This window comes from Bacillus sp. TCT6, from assembly GCF_056033845.1.
Genome location: NZ_JBVYHX010000002.1, coordinates 128,586 through 154,495, shown reverse-complemented (window position 1 = coordinate 154,495; position 25,910 = coordinate 128,586). Strand labels below are relative to the sequence as shown.

The 25,910-nt window shown below is 32.8% G+C and carries 18 protein-coding genes, 3 pseudogenes and 1 riboswitch; of the genes and pseudogenes, 14 read left to right on the top strand and 7 right to left on the bottom strand.

The features are described 5' to 3' along the window. Nucleotides 1-46 precede the first annotated feature (46 nt). From AC0ONG_RS27690 to AC0ONG_RS27680, 3 genes are read left to right on the top strand one after another with little or no spacing between them, the layout of a single operon-like run. Nucleotides 47-817: an ABC transporter ATP-binding protein gene (locus tag AC0ONG_RS27690; RefSeq protein ID WP_098438164.1), complete on the top strand. Its 771-nt coding sequence runs from the start codon at nucleotides 47-49 to the stop codon at nucleotides 815-817. Continuing rightward, nucleotides 792-2,762 carry an FtsX-like permease family protein gene (locus AC0ONG_RS27685; protein WP_474204934.1) on the top strand — a complete coding sequence of 657 codons (1,971 nt, stop codon included), beginning with the start codon at nucleotides 792-794 and terminating at the stop codon, nucleotides 2,760-2,762. The genes AC0ONG_RS27690 and AC0ONG_RS27685 overlap by 26 nt, the downstream gene beginning before the upstream one ends. A 32-nt stretch (nucleotides 2,763-2,794) precedes the next feature. Then, nucleotides 2,795-3,538: a lipoprotein BA_5634 family protein gene (locus tag AC0ONG_RS27680; RefSeq protein WP_474204932.1), complete on the top strand. Its 744-nt coding sequence runs from the start codon at nucleotides 2,795-2,797 to the stop codon at nucleotides 3,536-3,538. A 14-nt stretch (nucleotides 3,539-3,552) separates the two neighbouring features. Here AC0ONG_RS27680 and AC0ONG_RS27675 read toward each other — a convergent pair. Next, nucleotides 3,553-4,959 (bottom strand): annotated as a pseudogene (locus AC0ONG_RS27675) (IS4 family transposase); the annotation flags it as partial. Nucleotides 4,960-5,096: 137 nt separating this feature from the next. On the opposite strand from AC0ONG_RS27675, the gene AC0ONG_RS27670 reads away from it, so the two are divergent. Next, nucleotides 5,097-5,534: a GNAT family N-acetyltransferase gene (locus AC0ONG_RS27670; RefSeq protein ID WP_474204930.1), complete on the top strand. Its 438-nt coding sequence runs from the start codon at nucleotides 5,097-5,099 to the stop codon at nucleotides 5,532-5,534. A gap of 277 nt (nucleotides 5,535-5,811) precedes the next feature. Beyond that, nucleotides 5,812-6,165: an SdpI family protein gene (locus tag AC0ONG_RS27665; RefSeq protein WP_000640557.1), complete on the top strand. Its 354-nt coding sequence runs from the start codon at nucleotides 5,812-5,814 to the stop codon at nucleotides 6,163-6,165. A 180-nt stretch (nucleotides 6,166-6,345) separates the two neighbouring features. Here AC0ONG_RS27665 and AC0ONG_RS27660 read toward each other — a convergent pair whose 3' ends face one another. Both AC0ONG_RS27660 and AC0ONG_RS27655 read right to left on the bottom strand, forming a co-directional pair. Continuing rightward, nucleotides 6,346-6,660 carry a DMT family transporter gene (locus AC0ONG_RS27660; RefSeq protein WP_098438108.1) on the bottom strand — a complete coding sequence of 105 codons (315 nt, stop codon included), beginning with the start codon at nucleotides 6,658-6,660 and terminating at the stop codon, nucleotides 6,346-6,348. Further along, entirely contained in the window at nucleotides 6,660-7,001 is a 342-nt protein-coding gene (locus AC0ONG_RS27655) for a DMT family transporter (protein WP_000031243.1), read from the bottom strand. Before AC0ONG_RS27655 ends, AC0ONG_RS27660 begins: the two co-directional genes overlap by 1 nt. Nucleotides 7,002-8,259: 1,258 nt before the next feature. Between AC0ONG_RS27655 and AC0ONG_RS27650 the strand changes: the two genes are divergently transcribed. From AC0ONG_RS27650 to AC0ONG_RS27635, 4 genes are all read left to right on the top strand, one after another. Next, nucleotides 8,260-8,946, top strand: coding sequence for a response regulator transcription factor (locus AC0ONG_RS27650; protein ID WP_000444090.1), 687 nt, complete (start codon nucleotides 8,260-8,262; stop codon nucleotides 8,944-8,946). Continuing rightward, nucleotides 8,943-10,019, top strand: coding sequence for a sensor histidine kinase (locus AC0ONG_RS27645; protein WP_474204925.1), 1,077 nt, complete (start codon nucleotides 8,943-8,945; stop codon nucleotides 10,017-10,019). Before AC0ONG_RS27650 ends, AC0ONG_RS27645 begins: the two co-directional genes overlap by 4 nt. 281 nt (nucleotides 10,020-10,300) lie before the next feature. Next, complete coding sequence (locus AC0ONG_RS27640) at nucleotides 10,301-11,062, top strand: ABC transporter ATP-binding protein (protein ID WP_474204923.1); 762 nt, start codon at nucleotides 10,301-10,303, stop codon at nucleotides 11,060-11,062. A gap of 16 nt (nucleotides 11,063-11,078) precedes the next feature. Beyond that, entirely contained in the window at nucleotides 11,079-12,941 is a 1,863-nt protein-coding gene (locus AC0ONG_RS27635) for an FtsX-like permease family protein (protein WP_427339963.1), read from the top strand. 161 nt (nucleotides 12,942-13,102) lie between these two features. Here AC0ONG_RS27635 and AC0ONG_RS27630 read toward each other — a convergent pair whose 3' ends face one another. Next, nucleotides 13,103-13,696, bottom strand: coding sequence for a TasA family protein (locus AC0ONG_RS27630; RefSeq protein WP_000053762.1), 594 nt, complete (start codon nucleotides 13,694-13,696; stop codon nucleotides 13,103-13,105). 908 nt (nucleotides 13,697-14,604) lie between these two features. Here AC0ONG_RS27630 and AC0ONG_RS27625 point away from each other — a divergent pair. Continuing rightward, a complete protein-coding gene (locus tag AC0ONG_RS27625; RefSeq protein WP_098438238.1) occupies nucleotides 14,605-15,600 on the top strand; it encodes a VanZ family protein in 996 nt (331 codons plus the stop codon). Between the two features lie 55 nt (nucleotides 15,601-15,655). Continuing rightward, on the top strand, nucleotides 15,656-15,865 hold the full coding sequence (locus AC0ONG_RS27620) for a hypothetical protein (protein ID WP_223837305.1): 210 nt from the start codon (nucleotides 15,656-15,658) through the stop codon (nucleotides 15,863-15,865). A 753-nt stretch (nucleotides 15,866-16,618) separates the two neighbouring features. Here AC0ONG_RS27620 and mmuM read toward each other — a convergent pair. Further along, nucleotides 16,619-17,596: a homocysteine S-methyltransferase gene (mmuM, locus tag AC0ONG_RS27615; protein ID WP_097877548.1), complete on the bottom strand. Its 978-nt coding sequence runs from the start codon at nucleotides 17,594-17,596 to the stop codon at nucleotides 16,619-16,621. Then, a complete protein-coding gene (gene mmuP / locus AC0ONG_RS27610; protein ID WP_150190398.1) occupies nucleotides 17,571-18,980 on the bottom strand; it encodes an S-methylmethionine permease in 1,410 nt (469 codons plus the stop codon). Before mmuP ends, mmuM begins: the two co-directional genes overlap by 26 nt. An 83-nt stretch (nucleotides 18,981-19,063) precedes the next feature. Beyond that, nucleotides 19,064-19,171, bottom strand: a riboswitch (SAM riboswitch). 343 nt (nucleotides 19,172-19,514) lie between these two features. Here mmuP and AC0ONG_RS27605 point away from each other — a divergent pair. Then, nucleotides 19,515-19,765, top strand: a pseudogene (locus tag AC0ONG_RS27605) (IS4 family transposase); the annotation flags it as partial. Here the strand turns inward: AC0ONG_RS27605 and AC0ONG_RS27600 are convergent. Continuing rightward, nucleotides 19,735-19,926, bottom strand: a pseudogene (locus tag AC0ONG_RS27600) (IS4 family transposase); the annotation flags it as partial. The pseudogenes AC0ONG_RS27605 and AC0ONG_RS27600 overlap by 31 nt on opposite strands. A gap of 397 nt (nucleotides 19,927-20,323) precedes the next feature. Between AC0ONG_RS27600 and AC0ONG_RS27595 the strand changes: the two are divergent. Continuing rightward, nucleotides 20,324-22,795 carry a transglycosylase domain-containing protein gene (locus AC0ONG_RS27595; protein WP_474204918.1) on the top strand — a complete coding sequence of 824 codons (2,472 nt, stop codon included), beginning with the start codon at nucleotides 20,324-20,326 and terminating at the stop codon, nucleotides 22,793-22,795. A gap of 740 nt (nucleotides 22,796-23,535) precedes the next feature. Beyond that, a complete protein-coding gene (locus AC0ONG_RS27590) occupies nucleotides 23,536-25,776 on the top strand; it encodes a M60 family metallopeptidase (protein WP_474204916.1) in 2,241 nt (746 codons plus the stop codon). The last annotated feature ends 134 nt before the right edge of the window (nucleotides 25,777-25,910 follow it).

Below are 25,910 nucleotides of genomic sequence, written 5' to 3'. Positions count from 1 at the left end.
AGTTACACTTCATATATCGAAAAGAGAAATGGAAGGTGAAATACTTGTGGAGATACTACATGTTTCAGATTTAGGGAAAGTTTATTCTGGGAAAATTTCTTATACAGCATTATCCCATATTGATTTAAAAATAAACAAAGGTGAATTTGTAGGAATTATGGGACCATCTGGGAGTGGTAAAACAACGCTATTAAATATGGTTTCTACTATAGATGCTCCAACATCAGGAGAAGTATTAATTCATGGAGAAAATCCACATCTGTTATCTCCAGATCAGTTGTCTTTATTTCGAAGACGTGAATTAGGATTTGTTTTTCAATCATTTAATCTCCTTAATACATTAACAGTGAAAGAAAATATTGTTCTTTCACTTACGCTTGATGGTGTAAGCCCTAGAGAAATGGAAGGTAAAGTGGAAGCTATTGCTGAAAAACTAGGGATAACTGAAATATTAGATAAACGTACGTATGAAATCTCTGGTGGGCAAGCACAAAGAACAGCTATCGCACGAGCTACAATTCATAATCCGAAATTATTACTTGCGGATGAGCCTACAGGAAATCTGGATTCAAAATCTGCTAGTGATGTGATGGAATTATTGACAAAGCTTAATAAAGAAAATAGCACAACGATGATGTTAGTGACACATGATGCAATGGCTGCAAGTTATTGTGATCGAATTGTGTTTATCAAAGATGGACAGTTATACAATGAGATTTATTGTGGAGATAATCGTAAAGTATTTTATCAAAAAATTCTAGAGGTTTTAGCATTATTAGGAGGAAATGCAAATGACTTTTCGACAGTTCGCATTTAATAACGTCATTCGAAGTAAACGAACATATTTGGCTCATTTTTTAAGTAGTACGTTTGCTATTATGATTTTCTTTACTTATGCATTACTTGCATTTCATCCTAATTTACAAGGGGATCTTGCTGCCAGTATAACAATCAATACATTTGCAAAGTCAGGATTACAGATATCGCAGGGGTTAATATTTTTCTTCTCATTCTTCTTTATCTTATATTCTGTAAGTGCATTTTTAAAAACAAGAAAAAAAGATTTTGGAATTCTAATGCTACATGGGATGTCGCGTTCACAGTTGAATAAATTAGTATTTATTGAAAATATAATAATTGGTACCGCTTCTATTTTAACAGGAATTACAATTGGAATGGCGTTCTCTAAGTTTATCTTAATTATGAGCAACAATCTGTTAATGATTGATAAAGGACTTCCATTTTACATGCCATTTAAAGCAATTGGGATAACATTTGGAGCATTCTTATTACTATTTTTATTTATTTCACTTTTTACTTCTCGACTAATAAATGTAGAGCAATTAGTAGAATTAATAAAAGCAGAAGAAAAGCCAAAGCCTGAACCAAAAGCATCCCTTTGGCTATCTTTGTTCGCACTAATTTGTATTGGATTAGGATATACAGCTGTTTTCCATAGTGTTAACGCAATTCATTACAAGGATGTGAAATATGTATTATCCATGATGGCGACAGGGGTGAGCTTTGTTGTACTTGGAACGTACTTCTTATTTACACAACTCAGTGTGTATGTGTTACGTGTATTAAAGAAAAGGGAAAATATTTTCTTTAAGAAAACAAACATACTCACGATCTCAGATTTAGTGTATCAATTAAAAGATAATGCAAAAATGTTTTTTATGGTAACTATTATTTCTGCTGTTGCCTTCACTGCAGTGGGGACTTGTATGGGATTAGGAAATTCATCCATGGCTGAATCGGATAGCCCTTTTGCATTTTCTTATCGGTCTTATAATAATAACAATTTAGAAAAAGAACATATAAAAAGGATTGAAAGTGAACTCAATGATGGCGGGTTTAATTTCAAACGAGTGACTTATTCAATCAAACAAATTTCGGATACCATTTATAACAGTAATGTTTTATTAAGTGTTATAAAAATAAGTGATTATAATAAGTTAGCTGAGGCATTTGATTTTGAAAAAGAAAGCTTAAAAGATGAAAATGAAAGTTTTGTCATACCATCAAGAAAAGTCACTAATACAAAATCTAATCAAAATAACTTCCAATTGTTGCATGGAAATATAAAAAAAGCTATGCATGTAAATAAAATACTAACGCCAAAAGAACTACAAGATACAAACATAACGACAATTATTATTCCGGATTCTGTATATAATCAAATGATTGTGGATCCAGAGAATCAATACGGTCAATTCACTATCAATGGTTTTGTTGTGAAAGATTGGGAGAAAACAAAAAAAGTTGCTGAAAAAATCTTGGCTTCCTTACAGAAAGGGAATAAAGATATAAATGATCCTAGGGTATACAACGAATCATATCAATTTTCGACTTTAATTTTTACATGGATAGCTATGAAGCAAGGGTTTGGACTTGCATCTATCATGAGTGTATTAATAGGTATTGTTTTCTTTACGTTTGCTGCAAGCTTTTTATATTTCCGGCTATACACAGACTTAGAACGAAATCAGCAGCAATATAAAATGATAGCAAAAGTTGGTTTAAGTAAACCTGAATTAAAGAAAATTGTGACACGTCAACTTGCATTACTATTCTTTTTACCCATAGTGATAGCAATTACCCATAGTGCCGTAGCTTTTATGGCCTTGCAAAAGTTAGCTAATTTTTCAGTCTTGGATAGTTCCGTTATAGTATTGGTTTGTTTCTTAGTTTTACAAATTATATATTTTTACTTTGTTCGTGCTCAATATTTGAAAAAAATGTATAAAACGATTTTTTAATTTAAATATAATTAAATGAAGGAGAATATAGGTTGAAAAAAAGAATTGGATTATTAATAGTAGCTGGTATTTCAATTACCATGTTAGGAGCATATTCATTATTTGGTACAAAAGACTCTCCAGCAAATGGAATTTCAATAGAAGTAGGAGCGATAAACGAACAAACAAGAAGCTCTATAATTGACTCATACAAAGATATAACAAGCTCACAAGACCTATATCAATTAAAAGAAGGGACGATAGATAATAACAAGCTCGACATAAAGCTACCGACTAATTTTGGGGATTCTATGGGTACTGCTATTAGTAATTTACTATTTATTAGTAGAACAACTGCTGAAAAAATGAATAAAAAGGGATTTATACGTGAAAGGGATAATAACGAGGGGCTCCTATCTTCAGACCCTCTCGATTCGTTACCGAAAATAGGGAAAAATGAAACTATCATATTTGCAAATAAAGAATATAAAGACTTAAAAGAATTAACATTCGATAACAAAAAAATGAATGTTCAATACAAAGGGGATGTATGGCTATCTCCATATCGTGGTGGACCCAACGAAATCCTATTAATTGTAGATGATACATTATTTAAAGAAATAAATGGGAAAGAAAAAACTAGACAGATTCTATCTTTTAATAAATCTTTTGGGAATCTTAATTTAGTCAATCAAGGGAAAGCACCAGAATTAAGTAAGGAAATAGATAAAGTGAATATGGTTTTAGGAACTAAGGACAAGGGAGCCGTTAATTTTGTAAATATCACAGAAAAATAAATATATCCATATTCACTATACTCATAGACAACACCCATAATATCAAAGAATGTTTTCTTCTCATATCGATGAGATTTTCGTCCATTTTTCTGTAGTAGGTGGAATAGGCGGATTAGAATCTTTCTTATTTCTTGGGTGTCTTTCTGTATAGCTTGATATAACAGATATAAATAATCTTGGATCATGCCTATCGCTTTATATTCGCTTAATTCTCTTTTCTTCTTTTGCAAAAGAAGTTGACGCATTTTAAACATAGTAGAGGAGCACAGGAAAATAGCGATTAGCTTTCCATATAAATGACACTCTAATCGTTCCTGTTTTACATGACGATAATGGTCTATTTTGAAGAGTGATTTCCACGTTTTAAAGACAATCTCTATTTGCCAACGCAAAGTATATAACTCATGTACTTGTTCCATCGGAACCCATTCCCAAGGTATATTCGTCACGTACACGTTTAACCCAGTTATAGTTTTACTTTTCTCTGAGTACATTCTATTTTTTGATTTTTCTTTTTCAGTGATCTTCGCTCGTCGTTTTTGAAGCTGTTTTTCTGTTAATCGATTAAAAATGACGCGTGCAAACAGTTGTTGTTTATCACCAATATAAGCATTTTTTAATTCAAATGTCTCTCCAGGCTGTAGTTGTTTCAAAATCTGTTTTACATCGATTTGTATGTATTCCGATTGTTTCTTAATTGCACCATTTTTAAAGTACTCTGGGTTTGAATTTTTCACATATACATTCGTGTTTAATTTTAAATGAGAAATATAGTATGTACCTCGTTGATTCATTTGATCTAAGTCTTCCAATGAAAAGTAACCCAAATCACGAATACATAAATCTCCTGGTGGTAAGGTGTCTAAGCATTCCGTACCGAATGTTTTGTCATTATTTTTTCCAAGTCCAACTTGAAAGTTAAGAAATTCCCCACTGTGCAGGTCATATTCTAATTGAATTTTGATTCCGGCTGTTTGGGCACATCCTCCAGAGCCTGGATATACATTCTCTAAAGCATTTGGCACTTGAAATACGGTGGCATCTAGGATACGGATTCGCCCAAAATAGGAGAAGAGATGGTTAGAAATTTGTGTTTGTTCACATAATTTTTGTTGTAACAGTAAAGAAAAAATCTGTTTTAAAAACAAAACTGCTTTAGCATTTAAACGTTTATTTAAGCCCTCAGGACTGAGTAAAGTAACAGTAGCTGCATGAAGCCTACTACATAATCGGACTAAGGAATCACTTGCCACCCGTTGACTAATCCAAATACAAATAGTAGCTAAGTCTGATCCAGAAAACTTACGTTTTCGCTTTATAAATCCGACTTTTCTCGCAAGTTCTTCTAAAAATACAGGTGTAACATATCGTTGTAATTCTTCCGCAAATGGTTGTAGTCCATCTTGAATCGAGAGATTCATATAAAAGTGCCATCCTTACTATTCTCTTTTTATCTAAATTGTACTAAAAAAGTATTGTTTTAGGATACAATAGAGTCAAAAGGTGCAATATTAAAACAATCCAAGTCATTGATATTCTAATAAAGGTAGGTAATTTTATGATTCGTGAAGCTGAACCAAAAGATAGTAATGTAATCGAAAATTTATATAAAAAATTAGCACCGCATAGTAAAAATATTAAAGTTTTACCAGAAAGAATTGAACAGATAAGAAATGATTCTAATAATTTCTTATTTGTCTATGAGGAAGATTGTAAGGTTAAAGGAAGTATATTTATGACCTTTTGTCTTGATCCTGGATACCAATTTAGACCATATACCGTTCTAGAGTATGTGATTGTAAATGAAGATTTTCGAGGTAATGGAATAGGTGTAAAGTTACTAAGACATATTGAACAAATATCGATTGCAAGGGGATCCACAAGAATTATCTTATTAAGTAGTGCAACTAGAATAGAAGCACATAAATTCTTCGCTAAAAATGGTTATAATGGAACTATAAGTAAGGGTTTCAAGAAGTATATACCAATTAATTAAGCTTTATATATAGGTGTTTTTCCTATCTCCCAAAAGGGAGGACTAAAAAAAGTTTAATCAAAATGGATTCCTCTCTTTTGGGATGAACTTTCCCCTTTAATAAAAAGTCTAATTAAAAATACCTTGGAATTCTTTAATTAAAAGAAGCACATTAACAAACATCGTAACTTTATTTTAAAGCCACAAATAGCGATTTTATAAATGTCAAAATGCCGACACAGAACCCCATTAAAATGGTATAATTAGCTTATAATAACATTTTATGGAGATGATTAAAATGATATACAGCCTTGTGAATATAGGAGTAAGTCTGTTAATTGGGATTATCTTTATATTAACTTCATTACTATTGAAAAAAAGACCACCAACAGATATTAATGCAATATATGGCTATCGAACAACTAGGTCTATGAAAAACATGAAACTTTGGGAAGCTGGAAATAAGTATAGCGCTGAAATCATGACACAAAATGGATTTATAATTATTATACTAGGAAGTATTATCAGCCTATTTTTTAATAGCCCTTCCACTGCAATACTTTTAATTATGGGATCTATGCTATTACTAATAATCAGTATGATTATTAGGGTGGAGAATAAGCTAAAAAAACTGGAAGAACCATGTAGCTAAAATTTTTGTATGGAGTATTTATGAATCTTTAAAAAAAGTTCGATTAAAAATACTTTGCAAACTTATATTGTACGATAAAAAACGAATCTATTTTGAAAAAGGATTCGTTTTTTTTGCACTTAGGGTCTTAAGTTGATGGGCATGTATGGTGCACCCTCATAGTACAATCTAAAAAAGCATTTATGAAACGAGTTTTAGACCTATTGCAGCACCTAAAACCATACCTATAAAGACAAGTCTTCTCCAGTCTTTTGATTCTCCATAAAAAATCATGCCTAAAATTGCACCTCCAGACGCACCAATTCCAGTCCAAATTGCATAAGCTGTTCCCATAGGTAGTGTTTCCATTGCGTAAGCAAGAAATATAAAACTTAATCCAAATCCGAGAATTAACAAAGCTAATGATTGCCAATTTTGATCTTTATGCAGTTTATTTATCATAGCAACACCAAACATTTCAAAAAGCCCTGCTAAGATTAAAGAAATCCATGCCATTAGGATTCATCACCTTTCTGAACTCTGTCATCTGTAACTAATTTCAAGCCAATTACTCCAGCTAATAAAAATAAAATCAAGAGTACTTTTCCCACTTTAAATGGTTCACCAAAGAACAGGATTTCAGAAAAGACAGTTCCAGCTGTACCTAACCCAACAAAAACAGCATAAACAGTTCCCACGGGAAGTTTTCTTCCTGCCATGATCATTAAATAAAAGCTTAAAAATATAGCAATGATAGTCCCCGTCCAAGTCCAAAAGTCATCAGCATTTTTTAAACCAATAACCCAAAAAATTTCAAAGAAAGCAGCAATAAATACTTTAATCCAGTCTTTACTCATCTAAAAGACACCTCCAATTTTATTCTTACCAAAAAAAACAAAAAAAGCCTAAGAGAAAACTGTTAAACAGTTTCTCCCAGGCTTTTATACTTCCGTGACACAGTAAAGCTGTGAGTTTTCTCTCGGACAAGACCAAAACTAAATATACATACACACATGAAAGCAAAATAGTTTACCTAAAGCTGTACCGATAATAGAAAATATAATTGAGCGGTACTTTTTTCTTTGTTATATAAAATTCATATAATAAACGTGGGATTTAACAAAGCGGACCATTGGCCTCCGTAACTCATTCCATATCTCAAACATTGTTTCATCGCTAAAATATTATAAATAAACGTTTGTATAATCTTCCTATACCTAATTTCTTTATCACATAAATAAAAAAAAGATAAGACAATTCCATTTACATATATTCAAGAATTATAGTTAGTTATAACGTAAAACTCATTTTCCTAATTCGCATAATTTTCAAATATAAAAAGGACATATATTAGGATTCGGTATATAATAAAATTAACCCGTGGTTATAGTGTTTGCTCCGATTCAAATTATGAGATAGTTTGTTTTAACTTTTTACATTATCTAAAAAAGAACTTGTAGAGATTCCTACAAGTTCTTTTTGTTCTTCGGATTGACGAATAGTAAGTGTTATTGGGGATCCCGCTAACATTTCAAGAGTCGTCAAATATTCTTATGACAAAATGCTGTAGAAAGCTTAAGAATTCTTAAGAACTTTTGCCCCTTTTTCTTAAGGTTCGGACTCTAGAGTATGATTATGAGTTCAAACCTGTGGGATGATTAGGTATGAAAACAATTCGCTTTCTTATTTCTGTATATAATTCACTAAAAATCAATTGGTGCAGCCAGTCCAAGTTCAAGGTTTCTTAGAGACAAAATAATTGAAGGAATTGATTTGAAGAAAGTAAATTATATTGTCAAATATGGACTGAGTACAGGTGTATTCACAGAAAAATTAATTAAAAGAAGAAATCACAAGACAATTATTTTATTAGTGAAAAATAATAAGAAATTTTATTTTTTTACTAAAAGCAAAATTTAAAGAAAAAGAGAACGTATTAATTATATATGGTTCAGCAGTAAATATTGAACAATATATTAGGAGAACGATATTACTTATATCTATTATGTTATTTCTTATCTTCCGTTTGCAAGTTTACAATAAAGAGAAGATAAAAATGTCTCACCTGCTTATGTCTTTAGCTGTTTAATACGAGAAAAAATATGGAGGAATCCTATGGAGTCAAAAATTCTTATTGTCGATGATGATAAAGAGATTAGAAATCTTATCTCTGTTTATTTGGAAAATGAAGGTCTGAAAACTCAAAAGGTAGAAGATGCTATGGAAGCTTTACAACTGTTAGAAGAAAAGGAGTTTGATTTGATTATTTTAGATATTATGATGCCAAATATGGATGGTATTGAAGCGTGTATGAAGATTAGGGAAGACCGCAATATACCTATCATCATGCTATCTGCAAAATCTGAGGATATAGACAAAATTCAGGGTCTAGCCTCTGGTGCAGACGATTATTTATCAAAACCGTTTAACCCATTGGAATTAATCGCTAGGGTAAAATCCCAATTAAGAAGGTTTAAAAAATACAATTCATCAATAGAACATAATAAAAGCATTCTAGAAATTGGTGACTTAACCGTGAATACAGATACACGTCAAGTATGGATAAGAGGAAAAGAAACAAGGTTAACTCCAAAAGAGTTTGCTATTCTCGAACTACTTGCCCGCAATAAAGGGATTGTCCTGAGTGTAGCAAAAATATATGAAGCAGTTTGGGAAGAGGTTTTTTATAAATCAGACAATACCGTCATGGTGCATATTACAAAAATAAGAGACAAAATAGAAGAGGATTCTAAACATCCCATTTATATTAAAACTGTGTGGGGAATTGGATATAAAATATGAAGAATGTTAGGTTTAGAAATAAGATCATTATAAAACTTCTTTGTGCTGTTGCAGTTAGTTTTTTTATTTCATTTGGTTTAACAATCCTCATTTTGGTATACGTCATTGATCCATTATTTGTTAAACACGAAGAATTTGGTATGTTTGAAGCCAATTTGGCATTGTTTTTCTTATTCGCGTTCGCAATCTTTACCTTTATCATACTTTTTTTGATATTGGTTCGAAAGAAAATAGTATATTTGAAGCTCATTTCGAATAATGTAAATGATATTGCCAATGGAAAACTGGGTTTGACAATTGGGATTAAGGGGAAGGACGAATTGACCCAACTTGCCCAAAATATCAACTATATGTCTAAGGAATTGGAAAATACATTTGAACAAGAAAGACGATTAGAACGTACAAAAAATGAACTCATAACTAACGTATCTCATGACTTACGCACACCGTTGACATCTATTATTGGTTATATAGATTTATTAAAAAGAGGACAATACGATAGTGTAACACAATTACAGGAATACCTTGAAACCACTTATTTAAAATCAAAGAGATTGAAATATTTAATTGATGAACTGTTTGAATATACTCGTTTATCAGGCATCGATGCTAAGTTAAACTTTAATGAAGTTGATTTATCAGGTTTGTTGGAGCAAATAGTTGGAGAATACATTCCTATATTTGAAAAGAAGAGTTTAATCGTTCAAAAATCAATAACGGAAGAAACAATACCTATTTTCATGGATGTAGAAAAAATGGTACGTGTATATGAAAATCTGTTTATGAATGCGATAAAGTACAGCATAAAACCTTCCAAATTATCCGTATGTCTTGAATTAGTAGGTAACAAAGCAATTTTGAAAGTGTCAAATAAAGTCGAGAGACCGCCTGTTAGCGATCCAAATAAATTGTTTGAAAGGTTTTTCAGGGGGGACAAGGCAAGAAAAGATGACCAGGGAAATGGTCTGGGGCTTGCTATCTCAAAAAGAATTGTTGAACTTCATCATGGTAATATACATGCAGAATATAAAGAAGGTTGGATATCCTTTATTGTTGAACATCCGATCAAATAGATTGGCTTATGGAATTACAGGTTCCATAAGTCTTTTTTTATAAAACTTAAGAATTCTTAAGGATTTTACAGGGTGTTTCCTAATTTTCATAGTTTATCATGTATGTATTCAAAGCAATGAGGTAAGTGGAGAAATTAAAAAAAAAATTTTCTTTACGGCTTTCAATTGGATACATCGTAACAGCCTTATGAAAAAAGTAGATGCAACATGACTATTTTGTTAGTGGCAAATATGAATAGAAACTTATTTTAAAGAAATGAAAAAAACGTAGGAGGATATATATGATACAACCAGTTGTAGACGTGAAAAACGTCCAAAAAGTGTACGGTAAAAAAGGTGAGAACCAATCACATGCGTTAAAAGGTGTTTCATTCTCAATTCAAGAGGGTGAGTTTGTCGGAATTATGGGACCATCTGGTTCTGGTAAAACGACATTATTAAATGTAATTTCAACGTTAGATAAAGCAACGGACGGCGTTGTTGAAATTGCAGGAACAGATATTACGAAAATGAAACAAGGTGAGCTTTCTGATTTCCGTTCACAAAAGTTAGGATTCATTTTCCAAGACTTTAACTTATTGGAGAACTTATCTATTTACGAAAACATCACTCTTCCACTTTCCCTTCAAGGTGTTTCATCACGAAATATTGGACAGAAAGTAGAAAAAGTAGCTGATATGTTAGGTATTACAGCGATACTTCAAAAGTATCCTTCTGAAGTATCTGGTGGACAAAAGCAACGTTCCGCAGCAGCACGTGCGTTAGTTCATGAACCAGCAATTATTTTGGGGGACGAGCCGACTGGAGCTCTAGATTCTAAAAATGCATCGAGTTTACTTGAGGCTATGACAAGCTTAAATAAAAAGCAAGGTGTATCCATTATGATGGTTACACATGATCCTTACAGCGCAAGTTACTGTCAGCGTATTTTATTCATTCAAGATGGTGAGTTATATAAAGAAATTCATCGTGGTGGTACCCGTGAAGAATTCTATAAAGAAATTTTAGACGTGCTTGCAAACTTAGACACACAAAAAGAGTAAGGAAGGAAGTTCAATCATGTTATTTAAGCTTTCTATGTCAGGCCTAAAAAGTAAGTTGCAAGATTACATTGTTTTACTTATTGGTCTGATTGTCTCTATTTCAACTTTTTATATGTTTCAAACGTTATCACTAAATAAAGCGTTCCTTGAATCCAATCCACATGCTGATACGGTTGCAATTGCATTCCAAATCGGTTCCTTTTTATTAGCGATTGTAACGTTTTTCTATATTTTATATGCAAATTCCTTCTTATTATCTCTTCGCCAAAAAGAATTTGGTATGTACATGATGTTAGGGGCAAAAAAGTATAAAGTTACCTTACTTATGTTTATCGAAACAATCGTAATAGGTGCCGCATCTCTTGCAATCGGAATCGCAGTTGGTGTAGGGCTTGCAGAAGGTATTGGTCAGTTATTAATGAAGCAGTTGGAATTCTCTGGTGAAGATTATAAAGCATTTTATATTCCATCTATGATTGTTACTTGCCTCTTTTTCTTTACACTATTTATAGTATCAGCAATCATGAATAGTATGAAATTATCTCGTATTTCTGTATTACAACTTGTACATGCAGATGCAAAAACAGAGCGTATCGCTGTAAAAAGAAAAATGACAGGTGTAGTTACATTCCTTGGTCTGATTTTGCTAGGTATTGGGTATGCATCACTGATCCATATAGCACATTTACAGGAAAAAGAGCTATTAACCGTACCTAGATTCATGGGTATTGGATTAATCACAGCAACAGTCGGTACTTACATGTTATTTGGATCACTTCTCCCAGTTATGCTTAACAAGATAAAGAGTAATAAAAAACGTCGTGAAAAAGGGCTGAATGCTTTTACTTTTGCACAATTGAATTTCCGAATTAATAGTCTAACACGGGTGCTTGCAACGGTAGCAATCCTAGTGGCTCTTGGCGCTGGTGGAATTGCGTGTGGTATGGCATTTAAAAATAACGTTCTAAAGACGATTGATAAAGAAAAAATTTACGATTCAGTCATTCATAATCCAACAGCGGAAGAGAAGAAAATTTTGAGTGACATCTTATTTCAAGAGAAGTTTGAATATCGCTACAAAGTAGATGATCAATATGTGTATTATATAAAAGAAGATGTAGAGAAAAATCGTCCTTTAGCACAAGATAGTGAAAATAGGAAGAAGATGAAAGTTTCAGAGGAATTTCCTAAGGATGCATTTACATTGCCAAAACAACTGTATAAACTGTATAACGATGATACGAAAACAAAACAATGGAAAGAAGCTTTCTTCATAATCCAGCCAACCTATATGTATCCTGATCATGAAATAAAAATTATACGCCAAAACTTATACGATAGTATGAAGAATAAAGAAAATACTGTGTTTATTGGGAAAACAGATGATTTTGGAGCACACTTAAAAGAATGGAAAAAACTTGATGAATTACAGGTAGCGAAATATAAAAATGTGAAAGCGGAAGAATTAGGTAGTACGTATCAAATGTATAATCAGAGTCATGGTATGGCCAGTGGATTCATGTTTATGGGCTTCTTCGTTGGAATTGCGTTCTTAGCAATGATGGCAAGTTGCCTAATGTTTAAAATTCTATCTGGCGCATCGAAAGATAGCAAACGCTATCAAATGCTTCGTAAAATTGGTGTCCGCCAGGAGTTATTAACACAATCGATTTATAAAGAGTTATTCTTCATATTCTTAGTACCGGCAATTGTTGGTATTGCTCATATATTAGTTGGTATGAACATGTTCGGTCCGCTTTTGATTGATCCGTATTTTCGAATTTGGTTGCCACTTGTCATTTTCGTAGTGATTTACTTAATTTACTACTTGATTACAGTTCAATTGTATAAAAGAATTGTACTTCCGAAAGAAAAATAGTTTTACAAAACATATAAAATGTTATACTCAAAAAAACCGGTGATATTATACACATGTACTAATATCACTGGTTTTTTATATGGATATTTGATGGTCAATTTTACAAATTATAAAAAATTATAAGCTCAGTTTTACATTTTCACAACAATACTTTTGTAATATTATCTTTCTTTTCCCTCTGTTTGATTGGCTTGGAACTCCATTTTTAGCGCAATACTATCCCCTTGGAAAACGTTTTGATCTGTTCCGTTATCCTCAAATATAAACTTTATCCAAAACCAATCCATTTTCCCAGGTTTTAACCCCCCTGTTTCAGTCCACTTAGAATGAAATACTTTTTGGGAGACAATCTCTGAACTTTGTGATTTTAGTTCTGCAAGGGTTGTCTCGTATGCAGGGCTTTTTGCAGGATCCCAATCCCAAAGAAATTGTACTTTAATATGTTTACCGAAATCTTCTGTAGTATTATTTTGTTTTAAGTCGTTTACAGTATAGTCTATTTTCATCATGATATCTTTAATATCTAATGTACCACTATTTTTTAAATTGAATTTCTTTAATATTTTGTCCCCAGGTTTTAAATTTTCTAAGTTAAGTGAAGTAGTTGGTTGCATAGCTAAATCCAATGTACCTGCAGCAAATGTATTATTTGTTACAACTTGATCGCTAAAATATGCATAAGTTCCCCCACCAATTAAAGACATACCAAGAGCGGCTGAAACCACTCCAACACCTAATTTCTTTTTCAATGACATTTTTTGTTCCTCCCATATCATTTTTACAATTTTTCTCCCTAATTAACTAAAACGCTCCCCTTAATACAGGTATAGCATCAATTGTAAGAATTTTGTATTGAAATAAGAATATTACTTATTGAGAAAATTATGTTATTATCTGTTTTCTATAAATTAAACGTACCAAAAATAGAAAGTTTGAATCCAGAATTTTCTTATTATATAGCGCTTAAATATGTTGTCAAAACTTTTGCAAAAAAAAATTAAGATTAAATACCCTTTATAAGGGGTAGAACTACATCGATATCAAGCTAACAAGACAAAATAACCCCTAAAAAAAAGACGTTATTCTTTCTGAGAAATCAATAGAAAGAATAACGTCTTTTTGTATGTAACATATAACCCTTCCTTATGTAGCCTATTTCATCTTATATTTAATTATTTTTTTGTAAATGTGGAACAACTTTATTGTTTAGGTTGTCTATTAAGTATTACAGCATGAAGAAAGGAATAATTAGTATGAAAAGTTACTAACAAGTCTATTTATAAGTTTAATATGAGTCATTATACAGTTTAGCATTTCTAATGTAAGCAACAAAAAAATAGAGAGAAAAACAAGAAAGGCGATTTATCAATTACTGGGCTGTACCCTATGCCCATCAAGCTAATATTTTCAGGAACCCCCAAAACAAAAATTTTATCTCTTGACAGTTATTTATGTAAATTCAGCTCGTATTTTTAAACATTATCGTTTTTTTTAACGGCATGAAAATTTTATCTTATTCAGCCTTGTTTAAAATTACTTCCCTAACGAATAAATCCTACATCTTTTGCGAGCCTTTGAAGATTCAAAGCTCGATTGTTGTATTAGTAATCACTATATAAAATGCATATGTACAAAATTATATTCATAAAAACAGAGGTGTAAAATGAACGTTATTTTCAATCTAATCGCTAGTTATGCGATTCCTACGATACTACTCACACTCTTGTTACTACTTGTATTTGTTTTTAGTTATTTTGTAGTATACAAAAAGATATATAAAAGAGAAAAAAAACTAACTGTAAAACAAATTATATTGTTTGTTTTAATAACAGGATACTATTCCCTTGCATTATCAGCTACTTCATTTGGTCGTTCAGATGATATGGCCTTTGCAAGAACCATTGATTTTGATGTACTTAGTGTTTATAAAAAAGCATGGAATACATTTTCATTTACTTCCTTTTTCCATATCATTGTGAATATAGGTATGCTTTTTCCTTTAGGAATTTTATTCCCTTTATTTAGTAAGGTTTTTCAAAAAACAAAATGGATGTTAATTATCTCAATTATAGCAAGTTTATTGATTGAAATTCTTGAATTTACACTGCAACGAGGAAGTATGGAACTAGCAGATTTACTTCATAATACTTTAGGCATGATGCTAGGATATTCTGTGTTAAACATAGTTCTTATATTTTTGAAAAAAAATGAAACAGATACAAAAATAATCAAATATTTATACCTTCCCATTACAGTAAGTTTCGTCGCACTCGGAATAATAATTTCGTATCAAATAAAGGAATTTGGAAATATGCCTATTGATCCCATTACAAAAAATGATATGTCTCAAGTTACTATAAAAACATCAATAGAGTTAAAAGACGCAGAGAACAAAATGCCTGTTTACAAATATTACGGTACAAAAAAATCACATGTTCGAGATGTTGAAATTCTTTCTCCAAAGGAAGCATTTCAAAAACTGAAACAAGGAGAATTTGATCCTATAGGATCTTTCAAAGCAGGTGATACATTATTCATCACAAAATATAATATAGATTACTATACTGATACAAAAGGCTTCTCACAGCCTATATATGTTTTTGAAGTTCAGTTAAATGATAGGGATAGTTGGTTTCAACCTATTTCCGCAAAGAAATAACGTAAATTTGGTTTAATTGCCAAGCTATTTAAGAAATAAACAGAGACCTGAATGTATGAAGAAATATTATGAAGGGCATGAGGATTGGTATGAAAATAAGACGGAAGCAGTTAAGCAACGATATGAGTGGTTAGAAGAAACTTGCCGACTTGAAATGAAATCGTTTAAAGAATTGCAATATAAACGAATTACTGGAACGGATGGAGAAAAAAGATTCACTAATGACTTTGGTGATTATTTTAAACATTATGGTATAGAAACTTAGGATATGGATTCGGTAGAAAAAGAATGTGTAAACGTGACGTTCTTCTTCATTTTAGATGAAGCTAAACAGTATCAAAAATATTATCCTCATAATCTTGGGAAATCAAGAGTATCTTGTACAGCTCTCCTTATACCTAATTATAAATGTTTATGTTCAATCTTAGATTTCCTGCTTGGAGGAATAAAATGATCTTGAACAAAGTTTATATAAATAATCCCACAAACCATTGCAATATAAAATACTGCACAAAAGAAGATTAAAATGTATTTAAATGTCTTGTTCATATTGGTACCTTCCTAAAAGGAACTAATTTGGATTTTAATATTGTATGTAAAAAAGGATAGATGAACAGGAGAGTATACCTGTTTACATCTATCCTTTTTTACAACAATATGACTACATTTACTACTACAACAAATTTTCATATAGTTATTGAACTATTTTTTGAATAACTAAATTAACCTCTTCGTTAACTTTAATTACGAATAAATGGTCCCCTTCACCTTCAATTGGACCAACTACATCTTCATTAAAAGATTCAGCATGTTGTCTACCATGTCTATTAAACTAGCAGTTTTTATTTTCCCTGATTCTTTTCCATACCTAAGGTACCCAAAAGTCCACTGGATTCCCGAGGCTACTATCCACAATTGTGTCTCTAAAAAGACTTTTTGTGCCACTAGACGTAACTGTAGATTCCTGAACAAGAAAAATCATGAAAATACACACAAAGTTAGATTATCATCCATTACATTACTGTTTTGCTTCGTTCGAATAGAAAAACTCGGAAGAACGCCACTTGTTCGATATCTCCTCAATGTGATAAGGTGTCGTTCTGCAGCATCCGCCTATTAAACGTGCACCTGCTTGGTACCATTCTTCAGATTGAATATCCAACGTGTTACATTGTTCATGACCATGCCATGTTTTTGTTTCTGGATTATAAGTTTCTCCAGAGTTTGGATAAACAATAATTGGTTTTTTTATGTTTGCCCTCAACTCTTGGATTGCACCAGTCACAACAGTTACTGGTGCACAATTGATGCCTATTGCTACAATTTGTTCACTTTTCTCAAAAACTCGTGCACACTCCACTAGTTTCATACCTTCACTAATCTCTTTCTCATTTTTTAGCGAAAAGGAAAGCCACGCATATGTTTCTGGAAACTCACGCAATAATGTATCTAATACTCTTGCTTCTTGCAGGCAAGGGATCGTTTCAAATGCCAATAGATCTGCACCTGCTTCGATTAACGCAGACATTCTCGAACGGTGAAAGTCTGCTAATGTTTTATCTGTCACAACATAGTTACCTACATACTCTGAACCATCTGCAAGGTAAGCTCCGTACGGCCCAACTGATGCAACAACCAATGGTTTAGGCCTATTTGTTTGCGTATTTTCCTTCCAAAAATCATCTCTTGCCCTTCTTGCAAGTAACACCGTTTTCTTAATTAATTCCAAAGCTTCCTGTTCTTGTATTCCACGCGCGGAAAACCCACTAATAGTAGCTTGATAGCTTGCTGTTATGGCACAGTCTGCTCCAGCACGAAAATAGTCCGAATGAACCTGATAAATTAGTTCCGGATTTTCTAGTAACACACGTGCCGACCAAAGGGGATCGTCCAAATTACATCCATGCGCCTCCAATTCAGTAGCTAATGCTCCGTCAAGAAGCATAATGGAATGTTGGGATAAAATAGCATCAATTGGGTTGATTTTGTTCGACATAATCTACACCCCTCTTTTTTAGATTTTTTGTTAGATAATAACTTCCATAGCAAAACAAAATAAACGGTATGCCGCAATATAAGGCAATTCTCTGTGTTGGATCGAATGCAATTCCAATACACGATGCCAGACAAAGGATAAAAGAAGCAATTGGTACTAATGGATATAGTGGTGTGCGATAAATCAAGTCCTTTTCAGAATTTCCTTCTTTCAAAAATTGTCTGCGAAATAGGAACTGGGAAGCGCTAATACTCATCCAAACTATAACTACTGCTAGACCGGAAATGGAAACAAGTACGATATAGACAGTATCTGGTGCCACAATACTTGAGAGCAAAGCCAAAGCTCCACCCATCATACTGAAAATGACGGCGTTGATTGGAACACCTTGCTTCGTCATTTTCCCAAAAATCGGGGATATCGTATTCTTATTAGCAAGCGACCAAAGCATTCTAGAAGAGGCATAAAGGCCTGAGTTTGCCGCAGATAAAATGGCTGTTAAGATAACGAAATTCATTATGTCAGCTGAATATGGCACCCCAATTCGTTCTAGAACTGCAACAAAAGGGCTCTCTAATACCCCTGCATCGGAAATAGGCAATAACGCAGATAAAACAACAATCGTTCCTACAAAAAAGATGATCAATCTCCACAGAGTAGTTCGAATGGCCTTCGGTATCATTTTTTCCGGGTTCGCTGTTTCTCCAGCTGCAATGCCTATTAATTCTGTTCCCGAAAAAGAAAAATTAACCGCAAGCATGGTCATCATAATGGCCGTAGCACCATGAGGAAATAAACCTCCACTTGTAAAATTAGAAAAGAATGGTGCTGCTTTTGAATAAGTCATTGGGAGAAAACCTAGCATTGCCGCTACTCCTAAAACAATAAAAATCGCAATAGCTATAACCTTTATCGATGAAAACCAAAATTCGGATTCGGCGAAAAATTTAACAGTCAGGATATTTAATACAAAGATCAAAATGGCAAAAAGAGCACTCCATACCCAAATATTAACCGATGGAAACCATCGCTTCATAAGTAATCCTGCGGCTGTAAATTCAGAACCTAAAGCAACAGTCCAAGTTAACCAATACAACCAGGCTACTGTATACCCTGTACCCGGTCCAATGTATTTAACTGCATAACTATGAAATGCGCCCGTTTCAGGCATATGTACGGAAAGCTCGCCTAAACATAGCATAACTAGATAAACCACTAGCGCACCAATCAGATAGGATAGAATTGTTCCAAACGGTCCAGCTTGTTGAATAGTGTAACCCGAGCTTAAGAATAAGCCAGTTCCAATCACTCCACCAAGTGATAGCATGACTAAATGACGTGCTTGCATTTTCCTTTGAAATTCTTGCCCATTTTTGTTCTCCATTTCTAATCTCCTTTAGTTACTATCCAGAAAAAACAAAAGCGCACTCTAAAAAAGAGGGCGCTACTGACAAATAAAAACGGAAGCTCTCATCTATCAGGATTATCACCCGCTGGAATTAGCACAGTGTCTACTTAAGCAGACCTGTTGCTGAGGTTTCATAAGGCCAGTCCCTCCACCTCTCTGGATAAGAAATATTTTTTTATAACCTTATCAATCCATTTAATAACTGTCAAGATAATTCTGTTTTTTAAAAAAATATCTATTATAGAAATACCAAAAATAGAGTATTACTATAACTGCAACCCACTCCTTCTCGGGTATTATTTAAAAATCGAACATACAAAACCTGATTTATTTATGATACGGTTCACAAGCACTTCCTCAAAATTTAATGCACTTCTAAATATCTTCTTACTTCTTTGGTTATGGGGTCACCATACATAACCATCAACTCAGGTGATTTTAATACCCTCAAATATCAAAAAAACGTTACCTTTTCTAAACAAGCTAAATTAGAAAGGATGATGTTTTCTTATGAATCTCTCGATTCAAGATGAATTATTACCATTTGCAGAATAATTACAACGATATGTTACACCTGTATTCTTAGAAGAACTTGCAAGAGAAATAGGATTTATAAGGCGAAGACTTAAGTTTTCTGGATCAGAATTAGCTGCTATTTTCATTTGGATTAGTCAACGGGCGGCAAGTGATTCCTTGGTTCGATTATGAGTGGGCTTCATGCAGCGGCAGGGCTTAGCCCTGAGGGACTTAATAAAATTCTTGTTGAAGTTTCTAATTGACTACAAAGTTGAGTAATAGAGGTAGTAGCGATTTGTTGATTTAACCATATACACAAATATAAAAAATGATGCCCATGGCACTTGCGTTTTCATTTCATTCCGCCTGCTTCTATAGCTAATTGATTAAGTGTAGTGGGAGACATATATTGATATAACTCTTTAGCAAATAAAGACAACTCTTGTTTTGATAAATATTTATAAAAAGCACGTCACCTTTTCTCATTAACATAAGTGAATAGTAACGTGCTTTTAACTTCAAGAATAGTCTAAATCCTTAAGTTGGCGGATTTGTAGCGAGACCCCATTATTATCAAGCTAAAAATGGATTTTCTATGAAATTCCATTTTTTTGTTGTGCCACTATTACCTTTTCTGTTTCGTTATCAGATAAGTTAAAATTTCTTCCTCATCTTAAAGTGGAACAAATTTATTACTTAAATTGTCTATTTAGTACACTTATTAAATATGAATATATTTCTTAAAGTGACTTCAATAATTTTAAGTAAATCAACAGGAGAATTGAAAGGCAGGAGAAAGTAGCATGTCAGAAAATTATCGTTTTCGAGAGGAGCGACGACAAGTTAAAAAGAAAAAACAGCCTACTGCTAAGAAACAAAATGCAAAAGGTAAAACATCATTTTTTCGTAAGTTTTTAGTTAGTTTTTTATTACTTGGTATTGTGGGGTTAGTCGCAGGGGTTGCTACTTTTTTCGTTATGATCAAGGATGCGCCAAAACTCGAGAAAGCAAAACTTGTTAATCCGTTATCCTCAAAAATTTATGATAAAGATGGGAAATTGATATATGAATATGGGAAAGAAAAACGAACGAATATTATGTATGGTCAAATTCCTAAGTTAGTAGAAAATGCGTTTTTAGCGACAGAAGATGCACGTTTTTACGAGCACAGTGGCGTAGATTTTAAAGGTACTGCACGTGCAGTTCTAGTCAGCCTAAAAGGGGATTACGGCTCTCAAGGTGGAAGTACGATTACGCAGCAAGTTATTAAAAATTACTTCTTATCGATGGAAAAAACGTCAAAGAGAAAGGCGCAAGAAATATACTTAGCATATAAGCTAGAACAACAGTATTCAAAACATGAAATTTTAGAAATGTATTTAAATAAAGTTTACTTAGGTAACCGTTCATACGGAATCGCAACAGCAGTACAAAATTACTATGGTAAGGAATTAAAAGATTTAACACTACCAGAAGTTGCAATGCTTGCTGGTTTAATGAAAGCTCCTAATAACTATGATCCAACGAAAGAACAAAATATCAAAAAAGCAACAGAAAGAAGAAATGTTGTACTTAAATTAATGAATCGACATGGTTATATTACAAAAAAAGAAATGGAAGAAGCATCAAAAGTTCCAGTAACAGAAGGACTTAAGAAAGCAACTGAACAAAAAGAAATGCCCTATCCAGCTTTTATGGATGCGGTTGTGAAAGAAGTTGAAAAAGAGTTGCCAGATGTTAATATAGGATCTGACGGTTTAGAAATTTATACAACATTAGATCCAAAGGCACAGGATTTTGCGGACAAACTTTTAAATAAAGATATTATTAATTATCCAAATGAGAAATTCCAAGGGGCTTTCACATTTATGGATACGAAAACAGGAGAAGTACGTGCAATTGGTAGTGGACGTGGTGAAAATAAAGCTGTTTTTAAAGGACATAATATTGCAATTGAATTAAATCGCTCAGCAGGTTCAACGATGAAACCAATTTTTGATTACGCTCCTGCAATTGAATATTTAAAATGGGCTACTTACCATCAAATTGATGACTCTCCATTTAAGTACTCAACGGGACAAGAAGTTAGAAATGCTGATAGAAAGCATTTAGGACCAATTACAATGCGTGATGCATTGAAAACGTCCCGAAATATCCCGGCAATAAAAACTGCAAAAGAAGTAGGGATTAATAAATCAAAAGTTTTCTCTGAAAAGCTAGGTATTACATTTAATGTAGCACCGACCGAATCAACAGCGATTGGTACAAATGAAGCGTCACCGACTGAAATTGCAGGTGCTTATGCGGCATTTGGTAATGATGGTAAGTATACGAGGCCACATTTTGTTAAGAAAGTCATTTATTCAGATGGTAAATCAAAAAGTTTTGAGCAAAAGCCAAAACGAGTTATGAAGGATTCTACAGCATATATGATTACTGATATGCTTCGTACTTTTGTTTCATCTGGATTAGGTACAACAGCTAATATAGGTTCTTTAGATATAGCGGGTAAAACAGGTACAACAAACTATTCTTTAGAACAAATAGCACAATATAATCTACCAGAAAGTGCAACTCGTGATAGTTGGTTTGCTGGTTATACACCACAATATACGATGGCAGTATGGACCGGATATACAAAGGATAGTAAAGATGATTATATTAGTAGTAAAAATACGAAAATAGCTCAATTGATTTTTAAAGAAATGATGAGTAAGTTTGCTACAGATAAGTCACAATTTAAAATGCCGAACAGTGTAGTTCAAGAAGGTAGCGAATTACGTATTAAAGGTGAGAAGCGTGATTCTTCTCCAAATACGAAAATAGAAAATACGACTGAACAGCCGAGTGAAAATAAGCAAAAAGAAAAGCAAAAGAAACAAGAAGAGCAAAAGCAAAGTGAGCCAAAAAGTGGTAGTGACCAAGGAAATACAACACCACCAAACAATGGTAATGGCCAAGGAAATACAACACCACCAAACAATGGTAATGGCCAAGGAAATACAACACCGCCAAAAAGTGGTAGTGACCAAGGAAATACAACACCACCAAACAATGGTAATGGCCAAGGAAATACAACACCGCCAAAAAGTGGTAGTGACCAAGGGAATACAACACAACCAAACAATGGTAATAGCCAAGGAAATACAACGCCGCCAAAAAGTGGCAGTGACCAAGGGAATACAACACAACCAAACAATGAGGATGATCATGGAACGCTACCGTCACCAAGTAATGATGGGAATACAGGAGAGGCTCCAGCTAATAATGGATAATATGTAATCATATAATTAAAAAACGCAATCCTTTTTGTAGAAATATACAGAAAGGATTGCGTTTTTATGTATTCTAAAAGACATAGTCAATTAAACAAACTATAAATGAGATATATCAGAGACAAAGGTTATCACAATCTACATGTTTGAACAAGTAGGATTCTTCTCTTTTGGGATGTACCTTTTCTTTTTATAAAAAATTCAATCAAAAAAACTTGAAAGTTTATGTTATACGTAAAAAAAGCGAATCTATTTTCAAAATAGATTCGCTTTTTCATCTCCTAATAACTTAAAAACTTAAACTTAAAATAGAAAAAATGAATGAAGTATTCGGATGATAGTAAATGCCTGAGTGATTTCAATGTATACATGACGAATCAGTTTGTATTTATTTCCTTGATAGGATTTTACATAATATTAATTTTTTGTGAATTATTAATCTGAAAATAATTTGATTTAAGGTATTATTCACACAAAATGAATACCTTTATGTAATTTATTTAATTTATAAGGTAGTTAGGAATACCAAATCAAAACATAAAAGCTCATTATTGATTGATACTTTATAAAGTTGTATTAATATGTGTCATAAAATAATATCAAAATATAATTATAAACAGAATAAGGGAGGACTATGTAAAAAAGTAATAAATACAAGGTCATAAACTGTTTTTGCACGTAAGTACATGCTAAAGAAACCAAAACTATTAAATTGATCAAGGAAATGAGAGGGAGATACTATGGGGAATAAATCAAATTATAAAACCAAAAGAATACTAGTAGCTACTGCAACGTTAACTATAATTGCTTCTGGAATGGCTTCTTCATCAGATGTCTTTGCAGAGGAAATGCAGCAGCAAAAAAATTTATCGCCATCACTGCAAAGTGAAAAGTCAGTTAAATCAGAAAATAGAACATTTACAGTCCCAGGAAAAGGGGATGTTGAGGTACTAAAACAACAGGAAAGAAAAAATATGGCATTTAGTCCATATGAACCAACTGGTTTATATGCAAAGCCAAATGAACAAATAACGATTAATGTAGAAGGTAATCAAGATATTGAGGTATATATTGGAACGTATTCATATGATGCTTCTTGGAGAGAAGATTCTAAGATAAAATCATTTACATTAAAACCTGGTATAAACACAATCCAATCTCCAAATGGGGGGATGATTTATTTTTATAATAAACAACAAGGAGGTAGCATTAGAACAACAATTACAACAGGTGGAACGACTACGCCTTTCTTTGAACTAGGAAAGCATACAAAACAAGATTTAATAAACATGCTGGACCAGTATCCTAGTGCACATGCAGTGGAGTTAAAAGGCGAACGTGTATTAATTACGGCCAGCCCTGCACGTGTTAAGAAATATTTGTTGGGTTCTAATACAGATCCTGTACAACTCTTAAAAAAGATGGATGAAGCTACTCGAATTCAAGACAAAGTAGCTGGATTATCTGAAGAACAAGTAGATAAACATTATGTTCATTACGTAGAAGAAAATCATTCTCCTGATTATTATATGTATGCAACTTCTTATCGAACAGCATATGTAGGAGACGCAATCCAATACGTGTTAGATATTAATAAATTTATAACAGATGGCTGGGGCCCTTGGCATGAGGCAGGACATTTGAGACAACAATCGCCCTGGAAGTTTTATAATATGACAGAAGTACAAAATAATATATACAGCCTTTCTGTAGAAAAAGCATTTAATCAACCATCCAACTTAGAGAAAAGTGGAATTTATCCAAAAGCATTTCAATATCTAGAACAAGTGAATAAAAATTATGATGAAATTAGCGATGTTTTTGTAAAGCTTGTTATGCTTTGGCAACTACAGTTAGCGTATGGAGAGGATTTCTATCCTAAATTGCATCAATTGTATAGAGACATGCCTTCAAGTGAACTTCCACAAACTGATGAAAATAAAAAACAATTATTTATGATTTCAGCATCAAAAGTAGCCAAACAAAATTTGATTCCTTTCTTTGAGAAGTGGGGATTACATCCAAACAACGATACCATTCAAAAAGTAGCTGCATTAGGATATCCAATTTTAACAGCAGAGATTTGGAAGGGTACAGATTCTAATCCAATTAAACCAGATATGCCTAATGTAAATAATATTTTAGAAGGAAACCAGTTTGCATGGTCGCTGAAAGGGATTGGAGATTTTGAATTCGCAAAAGTAAATTTAAATAAATCAACAGAAGAAATGCAAATAGATTTAAAAGCAGGTGTACCACATAACTACTTTGATAGTACATATGCAAGTATTAAAGTGCAAAACACATCAGGAAAAGTGGTCTATAACAAAGAGATTTATGGAAATAAACAACAAAATGCTGAATCGCAAAAAGTCTCGGTTAAGGTAGGAGACTATATAGAGTTAACACATCTAGAAGGTGTGCATAGAGCTACTATTACAAATGTGGAAAAAAGCATCCAGGAAAGTTTTGGGAACAAAGTGGTGTATGAGATTACAAAAGAGGGATTGAAGAAAGCAGATAAAATTGTTAATCCGGAACCAGATACAGAAGCTCCCACACAGCCACAAGGATTATATGCAAGCAACCTTACTTCTAACAGTGTAGAGCTAAAATGGAATCCGTCTACAGATAATGTAGGTGTAAAAGAATATCAGGTATTACGTGATGGACAATTGATTCAAACCGTACAAGGAACGACATTTACTGATCAAAACTTAACAGTTAATAAGGAATATAAATATGCAGTGAAGGCTGTAGATGCAGCTGGAAATACATCAATTCAAAGTGAAATTCTTCTGGTAAAAACAAAAGATCAAAATGTATCTTATGAGAAATGGGATCCAAAGAAGGCATATACAAAGGGCGATAAAGTTGAACATCAAGGGACAGTGTATGAAGCGGTTCAAAGTCATCAAGGAAATGGGGACCCGAATTGGATATTTGCGTTATCTTTATGGAAACCAATTACAATCAAATAACATGTAAGAATCAGATGTGAAGATAGAACAACATAAAATTGGGGCAGTATTTTAAAGATTTACTGGATGTTGCTTGAATTTTGATAGATTTCTCTACTAAGTTATTATTCAATATTGAACTACTGACCACTTAA

Bases quoted from the DNA above. Each gene is read 5' to 3' on its own strand.
- AC0ONG_RS27645 (WP_474204925.1), top strand. From the start codon at position 8,943: ATGAAGAATGTTAGGTTTAGAAATAAGATCATTATAAAACTTCTTTGT.
- AC0ONG_RS27660 (WP_098438108.1), bottom strand. From the start codon at position 6,660: ATGGCATGGATTTCTTTAATCTTAGCAGGGCTTTTTGAAATGTTTGGT.
- AC0ONG_RS27630 (WP_000053762.1), bottom strand. From the start codon at position 13,696: ATGTCATTGAAAAAGAAATTAGGTGTTGGAGTGGTTTCAGCCGCTCTT.
- mmuP (WP_150190398.1), bottom strand. From the start codon at position 18,980: ATGGAGAACAAAAATGGGCAAGAATTTCAAAGGAAAATGCAAGCACGT.
- mmuM (WP_097877548.1), bottom strand. From the start codon at position 17,596: ATGTCGAACAAAATCAACCCAATTGATGCTATTTTATCCCAACATTCC.
- AC0ONG_RS27665 (WP_000640557.1), top strand. From the start codon at position 5,812: ATGATATACAGCCTTGTGAATATAGGAGTAAGTCTGTTAATTGGGATT.
- AC0ONG_RS27670 (WP_474204930.1), top strand. From the start codon at position 5,097: ATGATTCGTGAAGCTGAACCAAAAGATAGTAATGTAATCGAAAATTTA.
- AC0ONG_RS27635 (WP_427339963.1), top strand. From the start codon at position 11,079: ATGTTATTTAAGCTTTCTATGTCAGGCCTAAAAAGTAAGTTGCAAGAT.
- AC0ONG_RS27685 (WP_474204934.1), top strand. From the start codon at position 792: ATGACTTTTCGACAGTTCGCATTTAATAACGTCATTCGAAGTAAACGA.
- AC0ONG_RS27655 (WP_000031243.1), bottom strand. From the start codon at position 7,001: ATGAGTAAAGACTGGATTAAAGTATTTATTGCTGCTTTCTTTGAAATT.
- AC0ONG_RS27650 (WP_000444090.1), top strand. From the start codon at position 8,260: ATGGAGTCAAAAATTCTTATTGTCGATGATGATAAAGAGATTAGAAAT.
- AC0ONG_RS27620 (WP_223837305.1), top strand. From the start codon at position 15,656: ATGAAGAAATATTATGAAGGGCATGAGGATTGGTATGAAAATAAGACG.
- AC0ONG_RS27595 (WP_474204918.1), top strand. From the start codon at position 20,324: ATGTCAGAAAATTATCGTTTTCGAGAGGAGCGACGACAAGTTAAAAAG.
- AC0ONG_RS27590 (WP_474204916.1), top strand. From the start codon at position 23,536: ATGGGGAATAAATCAAATTATAAAACCAAAAGAATACTAGTAGCTACT.
- AC0ONG_RS27640 (WP_474204923.1), top strand. From the start codon at position 10,301: ATGATACAACCAGTTGTAGACGTGAAAAACGTCCAAAAAGTGTACGGT.
- AC0ONG_RS27625 (WP_098438238.1), top strand. From the start codon at position 14,605: ATGAACGTTATTTTCAATCTAATCGCTAGTTATGCGATTCCTACGATA.